Source organism: Olleya sp. NP1-10, assembly GCF_055804415.1.
Map to the genome: position 1 here is coordinate 693,373 of NZ_CM147840.1, position 16,562 is coordinate 709,934.

The following is a 16,562-nucleotide window of genomic DNA, read 5'->3' on the forward strand; positions in this document are numbered from 1 at the left end:
TTTAATAGTATACCTTTAAAACAACAACCTGTGTTTTAATACAAAAATTTTAGGACATAATAACTAAACAACCAATCCCATAAAAATGAAAAAAACTACATTCATTTTAGCTTTGCTATTCCTATTAGTTGGATGGCAAGCTAACTCACAAATTTATTTACAAGAAAATTTTGACTCCTCAATACCTACATCATGGACAATAACAGATGCAGGAGATGGTACGGGTGACTCATGGTACTCAGGACAACAAGGTTCTACAAATAGTCTAGATGGTACTAATGCAGCTATCGTAGATAGTGACGCAGTAGGTAGCGGAACACTATTAGTTGAAACGTTAACATCACCAGTATTTGATACTTCAACAGCTACAGCATTATTTCTAGATTTTGACCAATACTATAATAATATAGGTAGTGACACTGCAATAGTAGAAGTCTGGGACGGAACCAATTGGGTTGCTATATTAACTCAAACAACTGATGCTGGTGGTTTTAATACTCCTGACCAACAACACATTGACATTACACCATATGCTAATACAGCAATGCAAGTAAGATTTATTTATGATGATGCAAATAGCTGGGCGTGGTATTGGTTAATTGATAATATCTCAATATACAATTCAACTTGTCCAAACCCAACCTCTTTAACAGTTGACAATATAACAACAACATCTGCAGATATTTCTTGGATAACAGGTGGCACAGAAACAACATGGGAAATTGTAGTACAACCTTCAGGAACAGGTATCCCAACAACTGGGACAGCAACTATGACAAACGCGTCATATACAGCTAACACACTGTCGCCTTCAACAAGCTATGAAGTATATGTTAGATCGGACTGCTCTGGAGATTATAGTATTTGGACAGGACCTATAAACTTTACAACTACAAACACACCTCCTCCAGCACCAATTGGAGTAGCTTGTGCTTCAGGAACTTCTACATTTATATTTACTGAAGATTTTGGTAACGACACCAATTATGTACCATCAGGATGGACAGGAACTGCTTTTACAGATACTAATGGAGATTGGGACATAACAACAGAAAGCGCAAACTCATCATCAACAGGACCAGATATTACTTGGGATGGTAATCCAGGAACACATTTAGAATATGAAGGATCTGGTAATACAACAAATGTAGCATCAGCAATTACACCAGCTATTGATTTATCAACAGCAGTGGATGGAGCAGAGTTATCATTTTACATGCATGCTTTTGGTGGTGATATGGGAACATTAAATATTGGTGTAAGCACCTCACAAACTGGACCTTTTACATCAGAATATACTTGGATTGGAGACTATCAGTCAGCAGCAGATGAAGACTGGGTACCAATTGGTGTCAATTTAGATGCCTATATAGGACAAGTTATATATATTGAAATTAGCTATGTTGGAACAGGTGATACTTGGGAAAGTGACATAGCTATAGACCAAGTACGCGTTGAGACTTGCGGTAATTTTTGCATCGCTCCAACAAACATAACAGCAAATCTTATTACAGACACTACAGTAGATTTATCTTGGATAGCAAACAACTCAGAAACATCATGGGAAGTTGTTGTGCAAGCTGCAGGAACTGGTATACCAACAACTGCAGGAACAGTTGTAACAACAAATCCTTATACAGTAACAGGATTAACAGCTAGTACAGCTTACGAAGTTTACATTTTATCAGATTGTGGATCAGAAACTAGTATTTGGGCTGGACCAGTAAACTTTACAACACTAAATACTCCACCTCCACCTCCAACAGGAGTAGTCTGTGCTTCAGGAGGTTCTACATTTATATTTACTGAAGATTTCGGCAATGACACTAATTATGTACCGTCAGGATGGACAGGTACTGCTTTTACAGATACTAATGGTGATTGGGACATAACAACAGAAAGTGCTAACTCAACATCGACAGGACCAGATGTTACTTGGGATGGTAATTCAGGGACCCATTTAGAATATGAAGGTTCTGGTAATACAACAAATGTAGCCTCCGCAATTACACCAGCTATTGATTTATCAACAGCAGTCGATGGGGTAGAATTATCTTTTTACATGCATGCTTTTGGTGGTGATATGGGTACATTAAATATTGGTGTAAGCACCTCACAAACTGGTCCTTTTACATCAGAATATACTTGGATTGGAGACTATCAGTCAGCAGCAGATGAAGCTTGGGTACCAATTGGTGTAAATTTAGATGCCTATATAGGACAAGTTATATATATTGAAATTAGCTATGTTGGAACAGGTGATACTTGGGAAAGTGACATAGCCATAGATCAAGTACGAGTAGAAGCTTGTGGTACATTTTGTGTTGCTCCAACAGCGATTACAGCAACTAGTATAACAGAAACAGCTGCAGATATTTCTTGGACACCAAATGGTACCGAAACAGAATGGAATTATGTAATACAACCTGCTGGAACTGGTGTTCCAACCTCAGGAACGACAGTTACAACTACAACAATTTCAGAAACAACACTAACCCCTTTAACTGACTATGAGGTTTATGTTCAGGCTGTTTGTGGAGCAGATACTAGTACATGGGCTGGACCATTTAATTTTTCTACTTTAGCTCAGTTCAATTTTACATTAGATTGCACAACAGATGGACCACAAACAATTGATTATTGTTACGATAGTAATGACACTAATGTATTTACATTTTCATCAACCGACGGTACACCATTAAACTTAACTATTAATGCAGGTCAAGTTGAAAATAATTTTGATGAAGTTATTGTATTAGACTCAGATGGAATTACTAATTTAAATGCAGCCACACCTTATGGTAATGCTGGCCAAATCGGAGGTCTAACCTTTCAATCTACAGGTGATACTATTTCATTTGCAATAGAATCTGATGGAAGTATTAGTTGTCAGAGTAGTGGATATACATCTGTTAACTTAACAGTAAATTGCGCAACGTGCATCAATCAAGTTGTTGATTTTAACCCTGTTACAGACTGTACTAACGGAAATAATGAATTTTACATCGATACAGATATTTCTAGTATTGGTGATGCTATTAGCCTAAACATTTCAGATAATCAAGGTTCTACTCTTCAAAATACTACAACAACAGGTATTATCACAATGGGTCCATACCCATTAAATACAGATGTTATTATTACAGTTGAAAATGCTGACGATGCAAACTGCATTGTTACTAGTGACACTATTAATGTTCCTGTTTGTCCTCCTTCAAATGATGAATGTTCAGGAGCTATAACTATCACACCAAATGCTGACGAAAATTGCACTAACACGACTAACGCTACTCTTTATGGAGCAACTTCGTCTTCACAACCAAGCACCTGTACTGGAGAAACTAATGATGATGTCTGGTTTCAGTTTACCGCTATAGCAACTGACCACGGAATATCAATTAACAATATATTAGGTGACACTACTAATTTAGATCATGCTTTATATGAAGGTACAGACTGTAACAACCTTATTAATATATATTGCGAAACAGCTAATAACAGTACGGCTAACGGATTAATTGTGGGTAACACTTACTTTATAAGAGTATTTACAGCTGGTGATGTTGCTTTTCAAGATGTCAATTTTGATTTATGCGTTTTCACTATTCCGCCACCAATTATTGTAAACGACACACAATATACTATAGACGAACTTGTAACAGATGTATTAGTAAATTCTCCTTGTGCAACTGTAAGTAATATTACATCATCAACAGGTACTGATTTTGGACAAGAAAATGGGATTGGTTATTTTGAGGCCAATGGATCAAATTTCCCTTTCCAAAGTGGTATTGTTATGACTACAGGAGATATTTATGAAACTACTGGACCAGAGACTACTATCCAAAATACTGGTAACTGGGCAGGTGATGCAGATCTAGAAAATGCAGTAGGAACTGGACTTACCAATGACGCTACTGTAATTGAATTTGATTTTACACCAACGATAGACCAATTGTCATTTAACTTCATATTTGCTTCAGAAGAATATGGGTATCCTCAATGCTCTTTTACAGATTCTTTTGCATTCCTTTTAACTGATTTAACAACAGGAACAACAATAAATATTGCTTTAGTCCCTGGAACCACAGATCCAATTTCCACATTAACCATTAATACAGATGATTATATTGAAATTAATTGCCCTGGTAATAATGAAGAATATTTTGGAGATTATTATGGAGATACTGGTTTACCTGCAATTACAAACCCAACTAACTTTATTGGAAGTACAATCCCAATTAATGCATCATCGGTTGTAATTCCTAACAATCCTTATCATATAAAATTAGTAATTGCCGATGAAACTGATTCTTCATATAATTCTGCTGTATTCTTAGAAGCTAGTAGTTTTGATATTGGTGAAATAGATTTAGGTGAAGATATTTTATTAGATAGTGGTTCAGCAAGTTGTGAAGGTGATTCTGTAACACTAGACATTGGTGTAGCTCAACCTGCTGGAACAGTCATTACTTGGTATACTGTAGGTAACGGAATTACAGAACCAATAGCAGGTGAAAACGGTCCTACATTAACCGTAAACGATACTGGCACCTATCAAGTTGACATTGTATTCACAGGTACTTCATCTGCATGTTTCTACTCTGATGTTATTGTTGTTGAATTCTTTGAAAACCCAGAAGCAGAAGCACAAACAGCTATATTTGCCTGTGATATCGACAACACATCAACAGCTATTTTTGATATTACAGAAAATGAAGCCAATATTATTGGTACACAAACAGATGTAGTTGTTAGTTATTTTGAAACAGAACAAGATGCATTAGATGGAACAGATCCAATTACAACTGCTACCACCTATAGTGCAACAGCTAATACTATAATATATTTTAGAGTAGAAAGCACAACAACTGGATGTCATGCTACTAATACTTTTGAACTAGAACTAGCAGCAAAACCAGTATTGGTTCAATCTGAAGATATTATAGAATGTGATAATGATGAAGACGGTATTTCAGAATTTGATTTAACCACTAACGAATCTGCTATCTCTGGAGGACAAACTGATTTATTATTTTCTTACTACACTGCTTTGGACGATGCTAATATGAGTAACAACCCAATTATTACCATAACAAATTATGAATCTCCTGGAGCTGAAACCATTTATGTTAGAGCTGAAAACGCTATGACTGGATGTTTTGAAACTACAACTTTTGATTTAGTATTTGGTATTACACCAGAAACGACTTTTGATAGCACTATAACTTATGAGGTTTGTCCAAGCGCAACATCTCCAATAACAATTGTAGCAGAAGCTGTAAATTATACAGCCTCAGAGGTAAGTATTGTTTGGTATAATGAAGGTGTTATCATACCAGGAGCTAATGATTTAGCACTAAACACTGTATTAACAGCAGGAGAATACGAAATAGAAGTAACTTTTAACGACACAGGCTGTTCACAGTCAGCTTTTGTAGAAGTAACCGAGTTAGAAACTTGTATCATACCTCAAGGTATTTCTCCAAATAATGATGGTTACAATGATAATTTTGATTTAAGTAGTTTTGATGTTCAAAGTCTAGAGATTTTTAATCGTAATGGACGTAAAGTATATTCTAAAACGAATTATACAAACCAATGGGAAGGACAATCAGACAACGGAGATATGCTACCAGTAGGAACATATTACTATGTTATGAAGTACCAAGGAACCAAAACAAAAGCCTCTTGGGTATATTTAAACAGATAAACTAACTAGAAAACCAAAAAACAACAGATGAAAAAAATAGTATATATTGTATTCCTAGTGTTTATAGGTGTACAAGCCCAACAAGACCCACAATATACACAGTATATGTATAACATGAATGTGGTAAACCCAGCCTACGCAGGCTCAACAGAAAGTGTATCAATAGGTGCACTTTACAGAAGTCAATGGGTTGGATTAGAAGGCGCACCAACAACAGGTACACTAGCGATACATTCTCCAGTAGGAAAAAATGTAGGTTTAGGTTTCTCTTTAATTAGTGACGAAATTGGACCAGTACAAGAAACCAATGCTTACGTAGATTTTTCTTATACCATACCAGTAGGAAACACAACTAAATTAGCTTTTGGATTAAAAGCAGGAGCAACCTTTCATGATATTGGATTAACAGTATTAGAGCTTACAGATCCAGACGATCCATTTTTCTCAGAGAACATTAATGAGACAACACCAAATATTGGAGCAGGATTATATTTTTATAAGCCAAGTAAGTATTACATTTCAGCCTCTATGCCAAACATATTAAGTTCGGTACATTTAGATGCTAATGGCTACAAAATAGGGTCAGAAACACAACACTTTTTTGGAGCAGCAGGATACGTATTTGATTTATCAGAAAACTTTAAGCTAAAGCCACACGCTTTAGCTAAAGTTGCTTTTGATGCACCAGTAAGTTTTGATGTCAATCTAAACTTGTTTATGTATGACGTTGTAGAAGTAGGAGCAGGTTACCGTTTAGACGATTCTTTTAGTGGTATGGTTAATTTTTTAGTCGCACCAAACTTAAGAATAGGCTATGCTTATGACAGTATCCAATCGCAATTAGATGTAGTAACCAATGCTTCGCATGAGATTTTTATCAATTTTGATATTAATTTACCAAGAAAAGTATCACGTTCACCACGTTATTTCTAATCCATTAAGTTAACCAAGACAATGAAAAAAATACAACTATTTATATGCGCTATCTTATTAAGCAGCACTTGTGTGTTTGCTCAAAGTGATACCACCAAAAAAGCCGATAAATTATTTGCTAAATATAAATTTGTAGATGCTATAGAAGCCTATACAAAACTAGTAGAAAAAGGAGAAGGCGACCCTTATATATACACTAAATTAGCCGAATCCAACTACAATATTTACAGTACTATTGATGCAGAAAAATGGTATGCAAAAGCATTGGAGGCAGGAGCTTCAGAACCAGAAATACTTTACAAGTACTCTGAAATGCTAAAAGCAAATGGAAAATATGAAGCGTCTAATGTGCAAATGAACAAATTTGCAACTATGCGACCAGGAGATGATCGTGCAATAATGTATAAATCTAACCCTGATTATTTAGCAAAAATATTAGATAAAGGCAAAAAATTTAATGCACAAAACTTAGATTTAAATAGTAAAAATGCAGACTTTGGAGGTACGCTTCAAGATGGTAAATTATATATTACTTCTTCACGAAATGATAGTCGAAAAAAATACGGTTGGAATGAAGAACCATTTTTAGATGTCTACCAATATACAGTCGCTGAAGATGGATCTTTTCAAGGAGAAACATTATTACCTAGCGACATAAACACTAAATACCATGAAGGTATTACAAGCTTTACACCAGATGGTAAATTAATGTTTTTCTCTAGAGAAAGTTTTTTTGAAAACATCTATGAAAAGGACAATGTATCTAATACCAAATACAGTGTTTTACATTTATTTAAAGCAAAAAAAGAAACTGATGATTTCTCTCAAGTAGAAGCGTTATCAATAAACAGTCCTAATTACTCTATAAAAAACCCAACCATTAGCGCAGATGGAAGCACCATATATTTTGCAAGTGATATGCCTGGAGGCTTTGGTAAATTTGATATTTACAAAGCATCATTAGACAGTAACGGAGAAGTTGGCACACCAGTAAACATGGGACAAAAAGTAAATACTGAAGGACAAGAAATGTTCCCTTATATAAGTGATAATAACACCTTATATTTTTCTTCAACAGGACATTTAGGTCTAGGAGGAATGGATATCTTTTACACTAAAGAAATAGACGGAAAAATTGGCCCTATCCGTAATGTAGGAATTCCTGTTAATAGTAATGGAGATGATTTTGCATTTAGAATGAATGAAGTTTCAGGCGAAGGCTTTGTATCTTCCAATCGTGAAGGCGGAAAAGGAAGTGATGATATTTATGCTATTAAAAAAATACAACCATTATGTGATGTGTTAATAACAGGTACTATTCTAGATGAAAAAACAGGAAAAATATTACCAGGAGCATTAACGAGTTTAGTAGACGCACAGGGTAATATTTTAGCATCAAAACCAGCTAATTCAGAAGGTAAAGTAGAATACATTATAGAGTGCGAAACAGACGCAGAACTTCAAGTCACAATGGAAGGTTATGAAAGTAATAAAGTTGCTATAAAGGGGTCAAACGAAGAAGAAGTTGAAACTACAGTTAAACTACAACCAATTGAAAAGATTGTAATACCAAAAGTAGAAGTGGTATTAAATCCAATCTATTTTGATTTTGACAAGTCAAACATTACAGCACGAGCTGCTTTTGAATTGGATAATTTAGTACAGGTGATGAATAAATATCCAGATATGGTTATTCAAGCTACATCACACACAGATCTAAGAGGTCCAGCAGAATACAACCTAAACTTGTCACAAAGACGAGCACAAACTACAAGACAGTATATTATCTCAAAAGGAATTGATTCTGGAAGAATCATGGCTTCTGGTTTAGGAGAAACTGAACCTGCTATAAACTGTAGTCCATGTACAGAAGAAGATCACGATTTAAACAGAAGGAGTCAGTTTATTATTGCTAGTGGCGGACCACAATAAGAAACAACACGCTTAACAACCAAACCAAAAAACCAAAAAAAATAGCCTTACAAATTGTAAGGCTATTTTTATATTATCTAAAATTAGACGTTAAATCTAACGATAGTTACCATTTACTGAAGGGAACTTGACTTAATTGTGAGTTATAATATTTTATATCACCAGTCACCTCATTGGCTAACCAATCAGGTTTAATAAAATGCTCTGTTTCAGAATTTAATTCTACTTCTGCAACAACTAAACCTTCATTTGAACCAAAAAATTCATCTATTTCAAAAATATGCCTCCCAATCTTAACTTCATACCTAACCTTATCAATCACTTCTTCCAAACATAATTCCAACAACTGCTCAGCTTCCGCTTTAGCGATTTCTTTTTCCCATTCAAATCGTGATAATCCGTTTTTAGAAGACACACCTTTTATAGTTAAAAAACCAACACCACCTTTTAATCGTACTCTTACAGTACGTTTTTTATCTGTATTTAAAAATCCTTGTTTAATTCTTGTGTGTTTAAACGCTTGAGCTTTAAAAGCATCAGAATTAACTAAAAATTTACGTTCTATTTCAATCATAATTATGTTATGTTAAAAAAACATCTTCCTCTAAATTCAAATACAAAAAAAGACATTTAATGTCTAAATTTACAAGATGCAAAACGATTTACCAATAAGAAAAATTATTCATGTGGATATGGATGCATTTTATGCTTCAGTTGCACAAATGGATAATCCTGATTTAAAAGGTAAGGCTATTGCAGTTGGAGGTGGTGGACCACGAGGTGTAATTAGTGCTGCAAGTTACGAAGCGAGAAAATTTGGGGTTAAAAGCGCAATGTCTGGTAGATTAGCTATAAAATTGTGTCCTCATTTAATTTTTGTTAAAACGGATTTTGAGCGTTATAAAGCCATATCCAATCAAATTAGAAATATCTTTTATGATTATACTGATTTGGTTGAACCTTTATCTTTAGACGAAGCTTATCTTGATGTAACCGAAAATAAAAAAGGCCACCCAAGCGCCTCTATGCTTGCGGAAGAAATAAGAAACAGAATTTTTAACGAAGTAGGTCTTACTGCATCTGCTGGTATTAGCATAAATAAATTTGTAGCAAAAATTGCTAGTGATTATAATAAGCCAAATGGTCAAAAAGTAGTGAATCCAGAAGAAGTTTTGGAGTTTTTAGAAGCTTTAGATATCAGAAAATTTTATGGTATTGGTAAGGTCACAGCTGAAAAAATGTACCAAAAAGGAATATACAACGGTTTGGATTTAAAATCTAAATCTATAGAATTCTTAGAATCTAATTTTGGAAAATCGGGAAAATCATACTACTACATTGTTAGAGGCATCCACAATAGCGAAGTCAAACCTAATAGAATTAGAAAAAGTTTGGCTGCTGAGCGTACTTTTAATGAAAATTTATCTTCAGAAGTATTTATGCTTGAAAAATTAAAACATATTGCAGACGAGGTCGCTAAACGCTTAAATAAAAGTAAAGTCGCAGGAAAAACAATAACACTAAAAATAAAATATAGCGATTTTACATTACAAACACGCAGCAAGACACTTCCTTATTTTGTGGCAGATGCAGCTATAATTTTAGATACAGCAAAAGATTTGCTGTATCAGGATAAATTGAATAATTCGGTAAGATTATTAGGGATTTCTCTATCTAATTTAAACACAACTAAAAAAACTAAAATTATTGAAAACAAAAAAGCAATTAGCGTACAGTTGCGTTTTGGCTTTTAAGCAACTTCTAAAATACGCTCTAAAGGTATAATTGTTGACGTTTTTAAAATTACATACTCATCTGTAACTCCCCAAATAGTAGTATTCACTCTTTTAACACCTTCGTTATCTGCAAATAAAATTCTTACTTTTTGATGTTCTAAATTACCTAAAACCATAGCTCTTTTTAAAGTTAAACAACGTTCAGCTTTTTCTTTTTTGGAGACTAATAATTCTTCTTTTGGAAAGGTTAGATATTTAATTTGTTCTTTTTCAATTGTTGGGATATTAACATTTTTCATGATTACTGTTTTAGTTTAGTACTTTAAATTAATAAATCCATACTAAACAACCCAATTAAAACCTGATATTGTCATTATTTTAACATTACCTGTAAGTAATTTAAAACAAAAAAAAGGTCAACTACAATATATAGCTGACCTTTGTTATTTTGTTGAGTTTATAATTTAAAAATTACAGCTTTCAATTTCTGTAACCCTTAAAGTATTTACCATTCCTTTTTCTTGAATAGGCATAGCTGCTAAACTAATAAGCATATCTCCTACTTCTAAAAATCCTTTTTTACATGCGATTGCATTAACATCTTCTATTGTTTCGTCAGTACTAACAAACTTATCGTAATAAAAAGCAGTCACACCCCAAAGTAAACTTAATTGCGTTAATATGCGCTTATTTGATGTAAACACAAGTATATGTGTACTAGGTCTCCATGCAGAAATTTGAAAAGCTGTATAACCACTATTCGTTAGCGTAGAAATTGCTTTTGCATTAATATCATTAGCCATATGTGCTGCGTGATAACAGATAGATTTTGTTATATAACGCTTTGTACGAATGTGAGGTGGAGATTGTGGTACTTGAATTAGGTCAGAATTTTCTACACTTTTTATTATGTTAGACATTTGACGGATAACTTGTACAGGATACTGACCTACACTAGTCTCTCCAGACAACATTACAGCATCTGCACCATCCATAACACTATTAGCTACATCATTAACTTCTGCTCTAGTTGGAGTTAAACTAGTAATCATAGTTTCCATCATTTGTGTTGCTATAATTACTGGTATTCTAGCACGTTTAGCACGTAGAACTAATTGTTTTTGTACTAATGGCACTTCTTCAGCAGGAATTTCTACCCCTAAATCTCCACGAGCTACCATTAACCCATCGCAATGAGCCACAATTTTATCAATATTTTCTACTGCTTCTGGTTTTTCAATTTTTGCTATAATCGGGATTTTATGATCGCTATGCTTTTTAATTAACTCTTCTAATTGCATTAAATCTTCAGCATGACGCACAAAAGATAATGCCATCCAATCTACACCAATTTTACAAGCAAATATTGCATCATCAACATCCTTTTCTGTTAAAGCAGGTTGAGAAATATTAGTATTTGGAAGATTGACCCCTTTTTTAGATTTTAAAGGTCCACCTTGAATAACCTTAGCTTTTACTTCAGATTTTTTATCTGTAGATACAACTTCAAAAATTAATTTTCCATCATCTAAAAGTATACGTTCACCTGGTTTAGCATCTTGAGGAAAACTATCGTAGGTCATGTAAACACGCTCTTTAGTTCCTTCAAAACGTTCTCCAGTAGCAAAAATAATTTCGTCTCCTGGGTTTACAATAACTTCACCTTTCATTACACCAACACGTAGCTTAGGACCTTGAAGGTCTCCTAATATTGATGCATTGTAACCAAACTCCTCGTTTAGTTCTCTTATCATTTTTACACGTTCTTCAACGTCTTTATAATCTGCGTGAGAAAAGTTGATTCTAAATACATTAGCACCTTCGTCTAACATACCTTTTAAAACCTCTTTACTACTTGTTGCTGGCCCTAAAGTCGCAACGATTTTGGTCTTTTTTCTGTGTGGCATTAGTTAAATATTAAATTGTCTTTAGATTTTAAAGTATCAGCATCTATACTATAAGCTGTCACTACTTGTGGAATCTTAAGAAGATTATTTAAAATAATTTTTTCTTTATTATTAAATTCTGTTTCTATTTTAAGAAGAAAATTTACCTTTTTATATTCTGGCAATAAATAGTGATTTGTACTACCTAAATGATCTTCTCCAAATAATGAATTGGATTGCTCAACAGAATTGCTGTTTTGTATTTTACAGTTATTTGCAACTAAATGATAAGTGGTTAGCTGTTTATCATCAAACCATTCAAAAATTGCATAATTAGTATTTAAACTTGGATTAGTAACATCTAGTGTTTTTCTTTTAAGCTTAATGTCTAGTGATTTATTAATTAAATAAGCCAATCTGTAATCTTCTATTACGCAATGAATACCAATTAAAGCGTAATGCTCTTCTTCTAAAAATTCGTCTAAAGAAAGTTTTCGAACAGCCATTTTAATTATTAAATTAAATGTAAATATAGTACTAAAAGAATGAATTATTATGAATTTTACCTAAACTTAACAACAATTTATTACGAAAACGTTTGAGTAAACCGCTTTATTTTATCAGTTATGTAATTTAAGAGACTTAAATGAAACCGCCTTTTGATATTTGAGATTGAAGTGCAAAAAAAGCGCGTTTGGATGCTTTCTCTTCTGCTTTCTTTTTTGAAGTCGCTCTAGCTTTAGCCACAACTTTTTTGTCTATAGATAATTTTACAGAAAAATGCTTAACGTCATCATTACCTGTGTCCTCATATACGTTGTAATCAAAAACCTTTTTTCTTTTTGACACCACTCAATAAGCAGACTTTTGTAGCTTATGACTTTACCTTCTAATTTTTCTATATCAACATAAGGATCTATTACACGTTTCTGAATAAACTTTTCACAGTTTGCATAACCTTTATCCAAATAAATAGCACCAATTAAAGCTTCAAATAAATTACCATGTATGTTGTCTCCAAATTGACCTTTTGGTATTTTACTTTTTACAATATCAATTAGCTTTAAATCTTTACCAAGTTCGTTTAAATGCTCACGACTAACAACTTTAGATCTCATTTTGGTTAGATAACCTTCATCACCTCCAGGAACTTCAGTGTATAAATGGTGTGCAATGACTGCACTTAGCATAGCATCTCCTAAAAACTCAAGTCTTTCGTAATTTATAATGTGACCCTTTTCATCCTTTATATTCATCGATCGATGGGTAAAGGCAGTCTTATAATAGTTTAAAGTTTTGGGTTTAAATTTTAAAATTTCTGAAATAGCCACAAAAAATTCACCCTTATCATTTTTTGATTGGGATTTAAATATGTTGCGAATGCCTTTCATTCAGTAAAACTAGTCTAATTTTTTAAATAACACACAAGCATTATGTCCTCCAAAACCAAAAGTATTGCTCATTGCGACTTTGATGTCTCTTTTTTGAGGCTTGTTAAGTGTTAAATTTAAATCTTGGTCTATATTCTCGTCAACTGTAGTATGATTAATTGTTGGTGGCACGATACCGTTTTCCATTGCAAGAATAGCTGCAATAGACTCGATAGCTCCTGCTGCACCTAACAAGTGACCAGTCATAGACTTTGTAGAGTTTATGTTAATTGTTTTAGCATGATCACCAAAAACTTCTTTAATAGCTTTCAACTCGGCAACATCACCTAAAGGCGTAGATGTACCGTGAGTGTTAATATGATCAACATCTTCTGGTTTTAAACCAGCATTTTCTAAGCAATTTTTCATAACTGCTATAACACCAATTCCGTCTGGATGTGGTGCAGTCATATGGTGAGCATCAGAAGACATTCCGCCTCCTAAAACTTCAGCATATATTTTTGCTCCTCTTGCTTTTGCATGCTCATATTCTTCAAGAATAATTGCTCCTGCTCCTTCTCCTAAAACAAATCCATCACGTGTAGCATCAAAAGGTCTTGATGCAGTTTCTGGACTTTCATTTCTAGTTGATAAAGCGTGCATAGCATTAAATCCTCCCATTCCTGCAATAGTTACTGCAGCTTCACTACCTCCAGTTACAATAACATCACAATGTCCTAAACGTATATAGTTTAAAGCATCAATCATTGCGTTAGCCGAAGAGGCACATGCAGATACAGTTGTATAATTAGGACCCATGAAACCATTTTTTATAGAAATGTTTCCTGGAGCAATATCTGCTATCATCTTTGGGATGAAAAAAGGATTAAATCTAGGAGTACCATCACCAGCAGCAAAATTTAAAACTTCATTTTGAAAAGTTTCTAAACCACCAATTCCAGCTCCCCAAATAACGCCAACTCTAAGTTTGTTAACGGTATTCAAATCAAGGTTTGAGTCCGCAATAGCCTCATCTGATGCGACCATTGCGTACTGTGTAAACCTATCCATTTTTCGGGCTTCTTTTCTATCTAGAAAATCTGTAGCCACGAAGTTTTTTAACTCGCAAGCAAATTTTGTTTTGAATTTTTCAGAATCAAAATATGTTATAGGTGCAGCACCACTTTTACCACTAATAAGACCAGACCAATACTCGTCCTTAGTATTTCCAATTGGCGTTAACGCTCCTAACCCTGTAACTACTACTCGCTTAAGTTCCATAAATATTGTGCTTATTTTGCAGCTTCAATATAAGATACAGCTTGACCTACTGTCGCAATGTTCTCTGCTTGGTCATCTGGAATCTGGATATCGAATTCTTTTTCAAATTCCATGATTAATTCTACAGTGTCTAATGAATCTGCTCCTAAGTCGTTTGTGAAGCTAGCTTCTGTTACAACTTCGTTTTCATCAACACCTAATTTGTCTACGATGATCGCTTTTACTCTTGATGCAATGTCTGACATAATTTTAATTTTTTAGTTTTAATTAAGTGGCAAAAATAAAAAACTTTAATTTAAAACACACGTTTACTTAAAAAATGTGCTACTAATTTAAATATTTAAATTGAAGAATTTCTGTTTTAGCCCGTAATTGTTAATAATTATTGCTTTTTTTGTTTGAAGATTTTAACATTGAAACTAGAAAATGAAACGTGTAGTAATTTTTGCGTCCGGAAGCGGAAGTAATGCTGAAAATTTAATAAGGTTTTTCCAAAATAGAGACAATGCGTCTGTTATTCAGGTATTAACTAACAATCCTCATGCCAAAGTATTAGATAGGTGTAAAAAACTAAAAGTTAGCGCATTATCGTTTAACAAAATAGCCTTTACAGCAACAGATGATGTTTTAAACCTTCTAAAATCTGCCCAACCTGATTTAATTGTATTAGCTGGTTTTTTATGGAAGTTTCCAGAAAACATCTTAAAATACTTTCCAAACAAAGTCATAAATGTACATCCAGCTTTATTGCCAAAATTTGGAGGAAAAGGCATGTATGGTATGCACGTACACGATGCTATTGTTAAAAATAAAGAAACCGAAACAGGCATAACTATTCATTATGTTAATGAACATTATGATGAAGGTGCTATTATTTTTCAAGCAAAATGTAAGGTTTTAGCATCAGATACAGCTCAAGATGTGGCTGGAAAGATTCATGAATTGGAGATGAAACATTTTCCTGAGGTAGTTAACCAACTATTAAACAAATAAGATTTTCGCTTAAGCGGAAATATTACAATGGGTAAAAAAAGAAAAAATACTATACGGTTTGGCAAGGACACCATAAAGGTGTTTTTGAAACCTGGAACGATTGCAAAGCTCAAATCAAAGATTATCCTGGTGCGCAATATAAATCCTTTGCTACATTTGCTGCAGCCAAAGAAGCATTAAAAGGAAACTACTTTGACTACATTGGGAAAAAAGAAAGTTTCAAAAGCCAACTTAGCGCTGAGCAACTAAAAAAAATAGGTCAACCCAACTACAACTCCATTGCTGTAGATGCAGCATCATCAGGAAATCCTGGAATCATGGAATATCGTGGTGTAGACACAAAATCTAAAAAACAATTATTTATACAAGGACCCTTTGCACAAGGCACCAATAATATTGGAGAATTTTTAGCTCTTGTACATGGATTAAGTTTTTTAAAAAAACATGATAGCGATCGTATTATATATACAGACTCTAGAACTGCTATGAGTTGGGTACGCAAAAAAACATGCAATAGTAAACTACAACGTAATGCTAAAAACAAACCTGTATATGATTTGGTAGATCGTGCTGTTAAATGGTTAAAAGCAAACGACTACAAAACAACCATTGTTAAATGGGAGACAAAAGCCTGGGGAGAAATACCTGCAGATTTTGGGAGAAAATAAGATCATAAGACTATACCAAAATACTCCATAAAAAGCGTATATTTGCGCCT

Annotated in this window: 11 protein-coding genes and 2 pseudogenes; 6 read left to right on the forward strand and 7 right to left on the reverse strand. The window is 33.7% G+C overall.

Annotated elements, in window-relative coordinates:
- Nucleotides 1–85: 85 nt before the first annotated feature.
- Genes AC0L4B_RS03145 through AC0L4B_RS03155 form a run of 3 tightly spaced genes read left to right on the forward strand, consistent with a single transcriptional unit; the run spans nucleotide 86 to nucleotide 8,578 of the window.
- Nucleotides 86–5,713: a choice-of-anchor L domain-containing protein gene (locus AC0L4B_RS03145; RefSeq protein ID WP_473438510.1), complete on the forward strand. Its 5,628-nt coding sequence runs from the start codon at nucleotides 86–88 to the stop codon at nucleotides 5,711–5,713.
- A 27-nt stretch (nucleotides 5,714–5,740) separates the two neighbouring features.
- A complete protein-coding gene (locus AC0L4B_RS03150) occupies nucleotides 5,741–6,646 on the forward strand; it encodes a PorP/SprF family type IX secretion system membrane protein (RefSeq protein WP_473438511.1) in 906 nt (301 codons plus the stop codon).
- Nucleotides 6,647–6,667: 21 nt separating this feature from the next.
- Nucleotides 6,668–8,578 (forward strand): OmpA family protein, encoded by a 1,911-nt coding sequence (locus AC0L4B_RS03155; RefSeq protein ID WP_473438512.1) that lies wholly within the window; start codon nucleotides 6,668–6,670, stop codon nucleotides 8,576–8,578.
- Between the two features lie 106 nt (nucleotides 8,579–8,684).
- Here the strand turns inward: AC0L4B_RS03155 and AC0L4B_RS03160 are convergent, their stop codons facing one another.
- Nucleotides 8,685–9,152 carry a CYTH domain-containing protein gene (locus AC0L4B_RS03160; RefSeq protein ID WP_473438513.1) on the reverse strand — a complete coding sequence of 156 codons (468 nt, stop codon included), beginning with the start codon at nucleotides 9,150–9,152 and terminating at the stop codon, nucleotides 8,685–8,687.
- 76 nt (nucleotides 9,153–9,228) lie between these two features.
- Between AC0L4B_RS03160 and dinB the strand changes: the two genes are divergently transcribed.
- Nucleotides 9,229–10,332 (forward strand): DNA polymerase IV, encoded by a 1,104-nt coding sequence (gene dinB, locus AC0L4B_RS03165; RefSeq protein WP_473438514.1) that lies wholly within the window; start codon nucleotides 9,229–9,231, stop codon nucleotides 10,330–10,332.
- Here the strand turns inward: dinB and AC0L4B_RS03170 are convergent.
- The 6 genes and pseudogenes from AC0L4B_RS03170 to AC0L4B_RS03195 form a co-directional block, all read right to left on the reverse strand.
- Nucleotides 10,329–10,613 carry a hypothetical protein gene (locus AC0L4B_RS03170; RefSeq protein ID WP_473438515.1) on the reverse strand — a complete coding sequence of 95 codons (285 nt, stop codon included), beginning with the start codon at nucleotides 10,611–10,613 and terminating at the stop codon, nucleotides 10,329–10,331. The genes dinB and AC0L4B_RS03170 overlap by 4 nt on opposite strands.
- Nucleotides 10,614–10,778: 165 nt before the next feature.
- Nucleotides 10,779–12,221 (reverse strand): pyruvate kinase, encoded by a 1,443-nt coding sequence (gene pyk / locus AC0L4B_RS03175; protein WP_473438516.1) that lies wholly within the window; start codon nucleotides 12,219–12,221, stop codon nucleotides 10,779–10,781.
- Nucleotides 12,221–12,706, reverse strand: a complete 486-nt coding sequence (locus AC0L4B_RS03180) for an IPExxxVDY family protein (protein ID WP_473438517.1) — start codon at nucleotides 12,704–12,706, stop codon at nucleotides 12,221–12,223. The genes pyk and AC0L4B_RS03180 overlap by 1 nt, the downstream gene beginning before the upstream one ends.
- A gap of 136 nt (nucleotides 12,707–12,842) precedes the next feature.
- Nucleotides 12,843–13,591, reverse strand: a pseudogene (gene rnc, locus AC0L4B_RS03185) (ribonuclease III).
- A 9-nt stretch (nucleotides 13,592–13,600) separates the two neighbouring features.
- Nucleotides 13,601–14,851 (reverse strand): beta-ketoacyl-ACP synthase II, encoded by a 1,251-nt coding sequence (gene fabF, locus AC0L4B_RS03190; protein ID WP_473438518.1) that lies wholly within the window; start codon nucleotides 14,849–14,851, stop codon nucleotides 13,601–13,603.
- Between the two features lie 11 nt (nucleotides 14,852–14,862).
- Nucleotides 14,863–15,096: an acyl carrier protein gene (locus AC0L4B_RS03195; RefSeq protein ID WP_013869581.1), complete on the reverse strand. Its 234-nt coding sequence runs from the start codon at nucleotides 15,094–15,096 to the stop codon at nucleotides 14,863–14,865.
- 181 nt (nucleotides 15,097–15,277) lie between these two features.
- On the opposite strand from AC0L4B_RS03195, the gene purN reads away from it, so the two are divergent.
- Together purN and AC0L4B_RS03205 are read left to right on the forward strand one after the other, a co-directional pair.
- The gene (purN, locus tag AC0L4B_RS03200; protein WP_473438519.1) at nucleotides 15,278–15,844 is read left to right on the forward strand and encodes a phosphoribosylglycinamide formyltransferase; all 567 of its coding nucleotides are present in this window, start codon (nucleotides 15,278–15,280) and stop codon (nucleotides 15,842–15,844) included.
- A gap of 35 nt (nucleotides 15,845–15,879) precedes the next feature.
- A pseudogene (locus tag AC0L4B_RS03205) lies at nucleotides 15,880–16,512 on the forward strand (ribonuclease H1 domain-containing protein); the annotation flags it as partial.
- Nucleotides 16,513–16,562: the final 50 nt, after the last annotated feature.

Bases quoted from the DNA above. Each gene is read 5' to 3' on its own strand.
- AC0L4B_RS03180 (WP_473438517.1), bottom strand. From the start codon at position 12,706: ATGGCTGTTCGAAAACTTTCTTTAGACGAATTTTTAGAAGAAGAGCAT.
- pyk (WP_473438516.1), bottom strand. From the start codon at position 12,221: ATGCCACACAGAAAAAAGACCAAAATCGTTGCGACTTTAGGGCCAGCA.
- AC0L4B_RS03145 (WP_473438510.1), top strand. From the start codon at position 86: ATGAAAAAAACTACATTCATTTTAGCTTTGCTATTCCTATTAGTTGGA.
- fabF (WP_473438518.1), bottom strand. From the start codon at position 14,851: ATGGAACTTAAGCGAGTAGTAGTTACAGGGTTAGGAGCGTTAACGCCA.
- AC0L4B_RS03160 (WP_473438513.1), bottom strand. From the start codon at position 9,152: ATGATTGAAATAGAACGTAAATTTTTAGTTAATTCTGATGCTTTTAAA.
- dinB (WP_473438514.1), top strand. From the start codon at position 9,229: ATGCAAAACGATTTACCAATAAGAAAAATTATTCATGTGGATATGGAT.
- AC0L4B_RS03170 (WP_473438515.1), bottom strand. From the start codon at position 10,613: ATGAAAAATGTTAATATCCCAACAATTGAAAAAGAACAAATTAAATAT.
- AC0L4B_RS03150 (WP_473438511.1), top strand. From the start codon at position 5,741: ATGAAAAAAATAGTATATATTGTATTCCTAGTGTTTATAGGTGTACAA.
- AC0L4B_RS03195 (WP_013869581.1), bottom strand. From the start codon at position 15,096: ATGTCAGACATTGCATCAAGAGTAAAAGCGATCATCGTAGACAAATTA.
- AC0L4B_RS03155 (WP_473438512.1), top strand. From the start codon at position 6,668: ATGAAAAAAATACAACTATTTATATGCGCTATCTTATTAAGCAGCACT.
- purN (WP_473438519.1), top strand. From the start codon at position 15,278: ATGAAACGTGTAGTAATTTTTGCGTCCGGAAGCGGAAGTAATGCTGAA.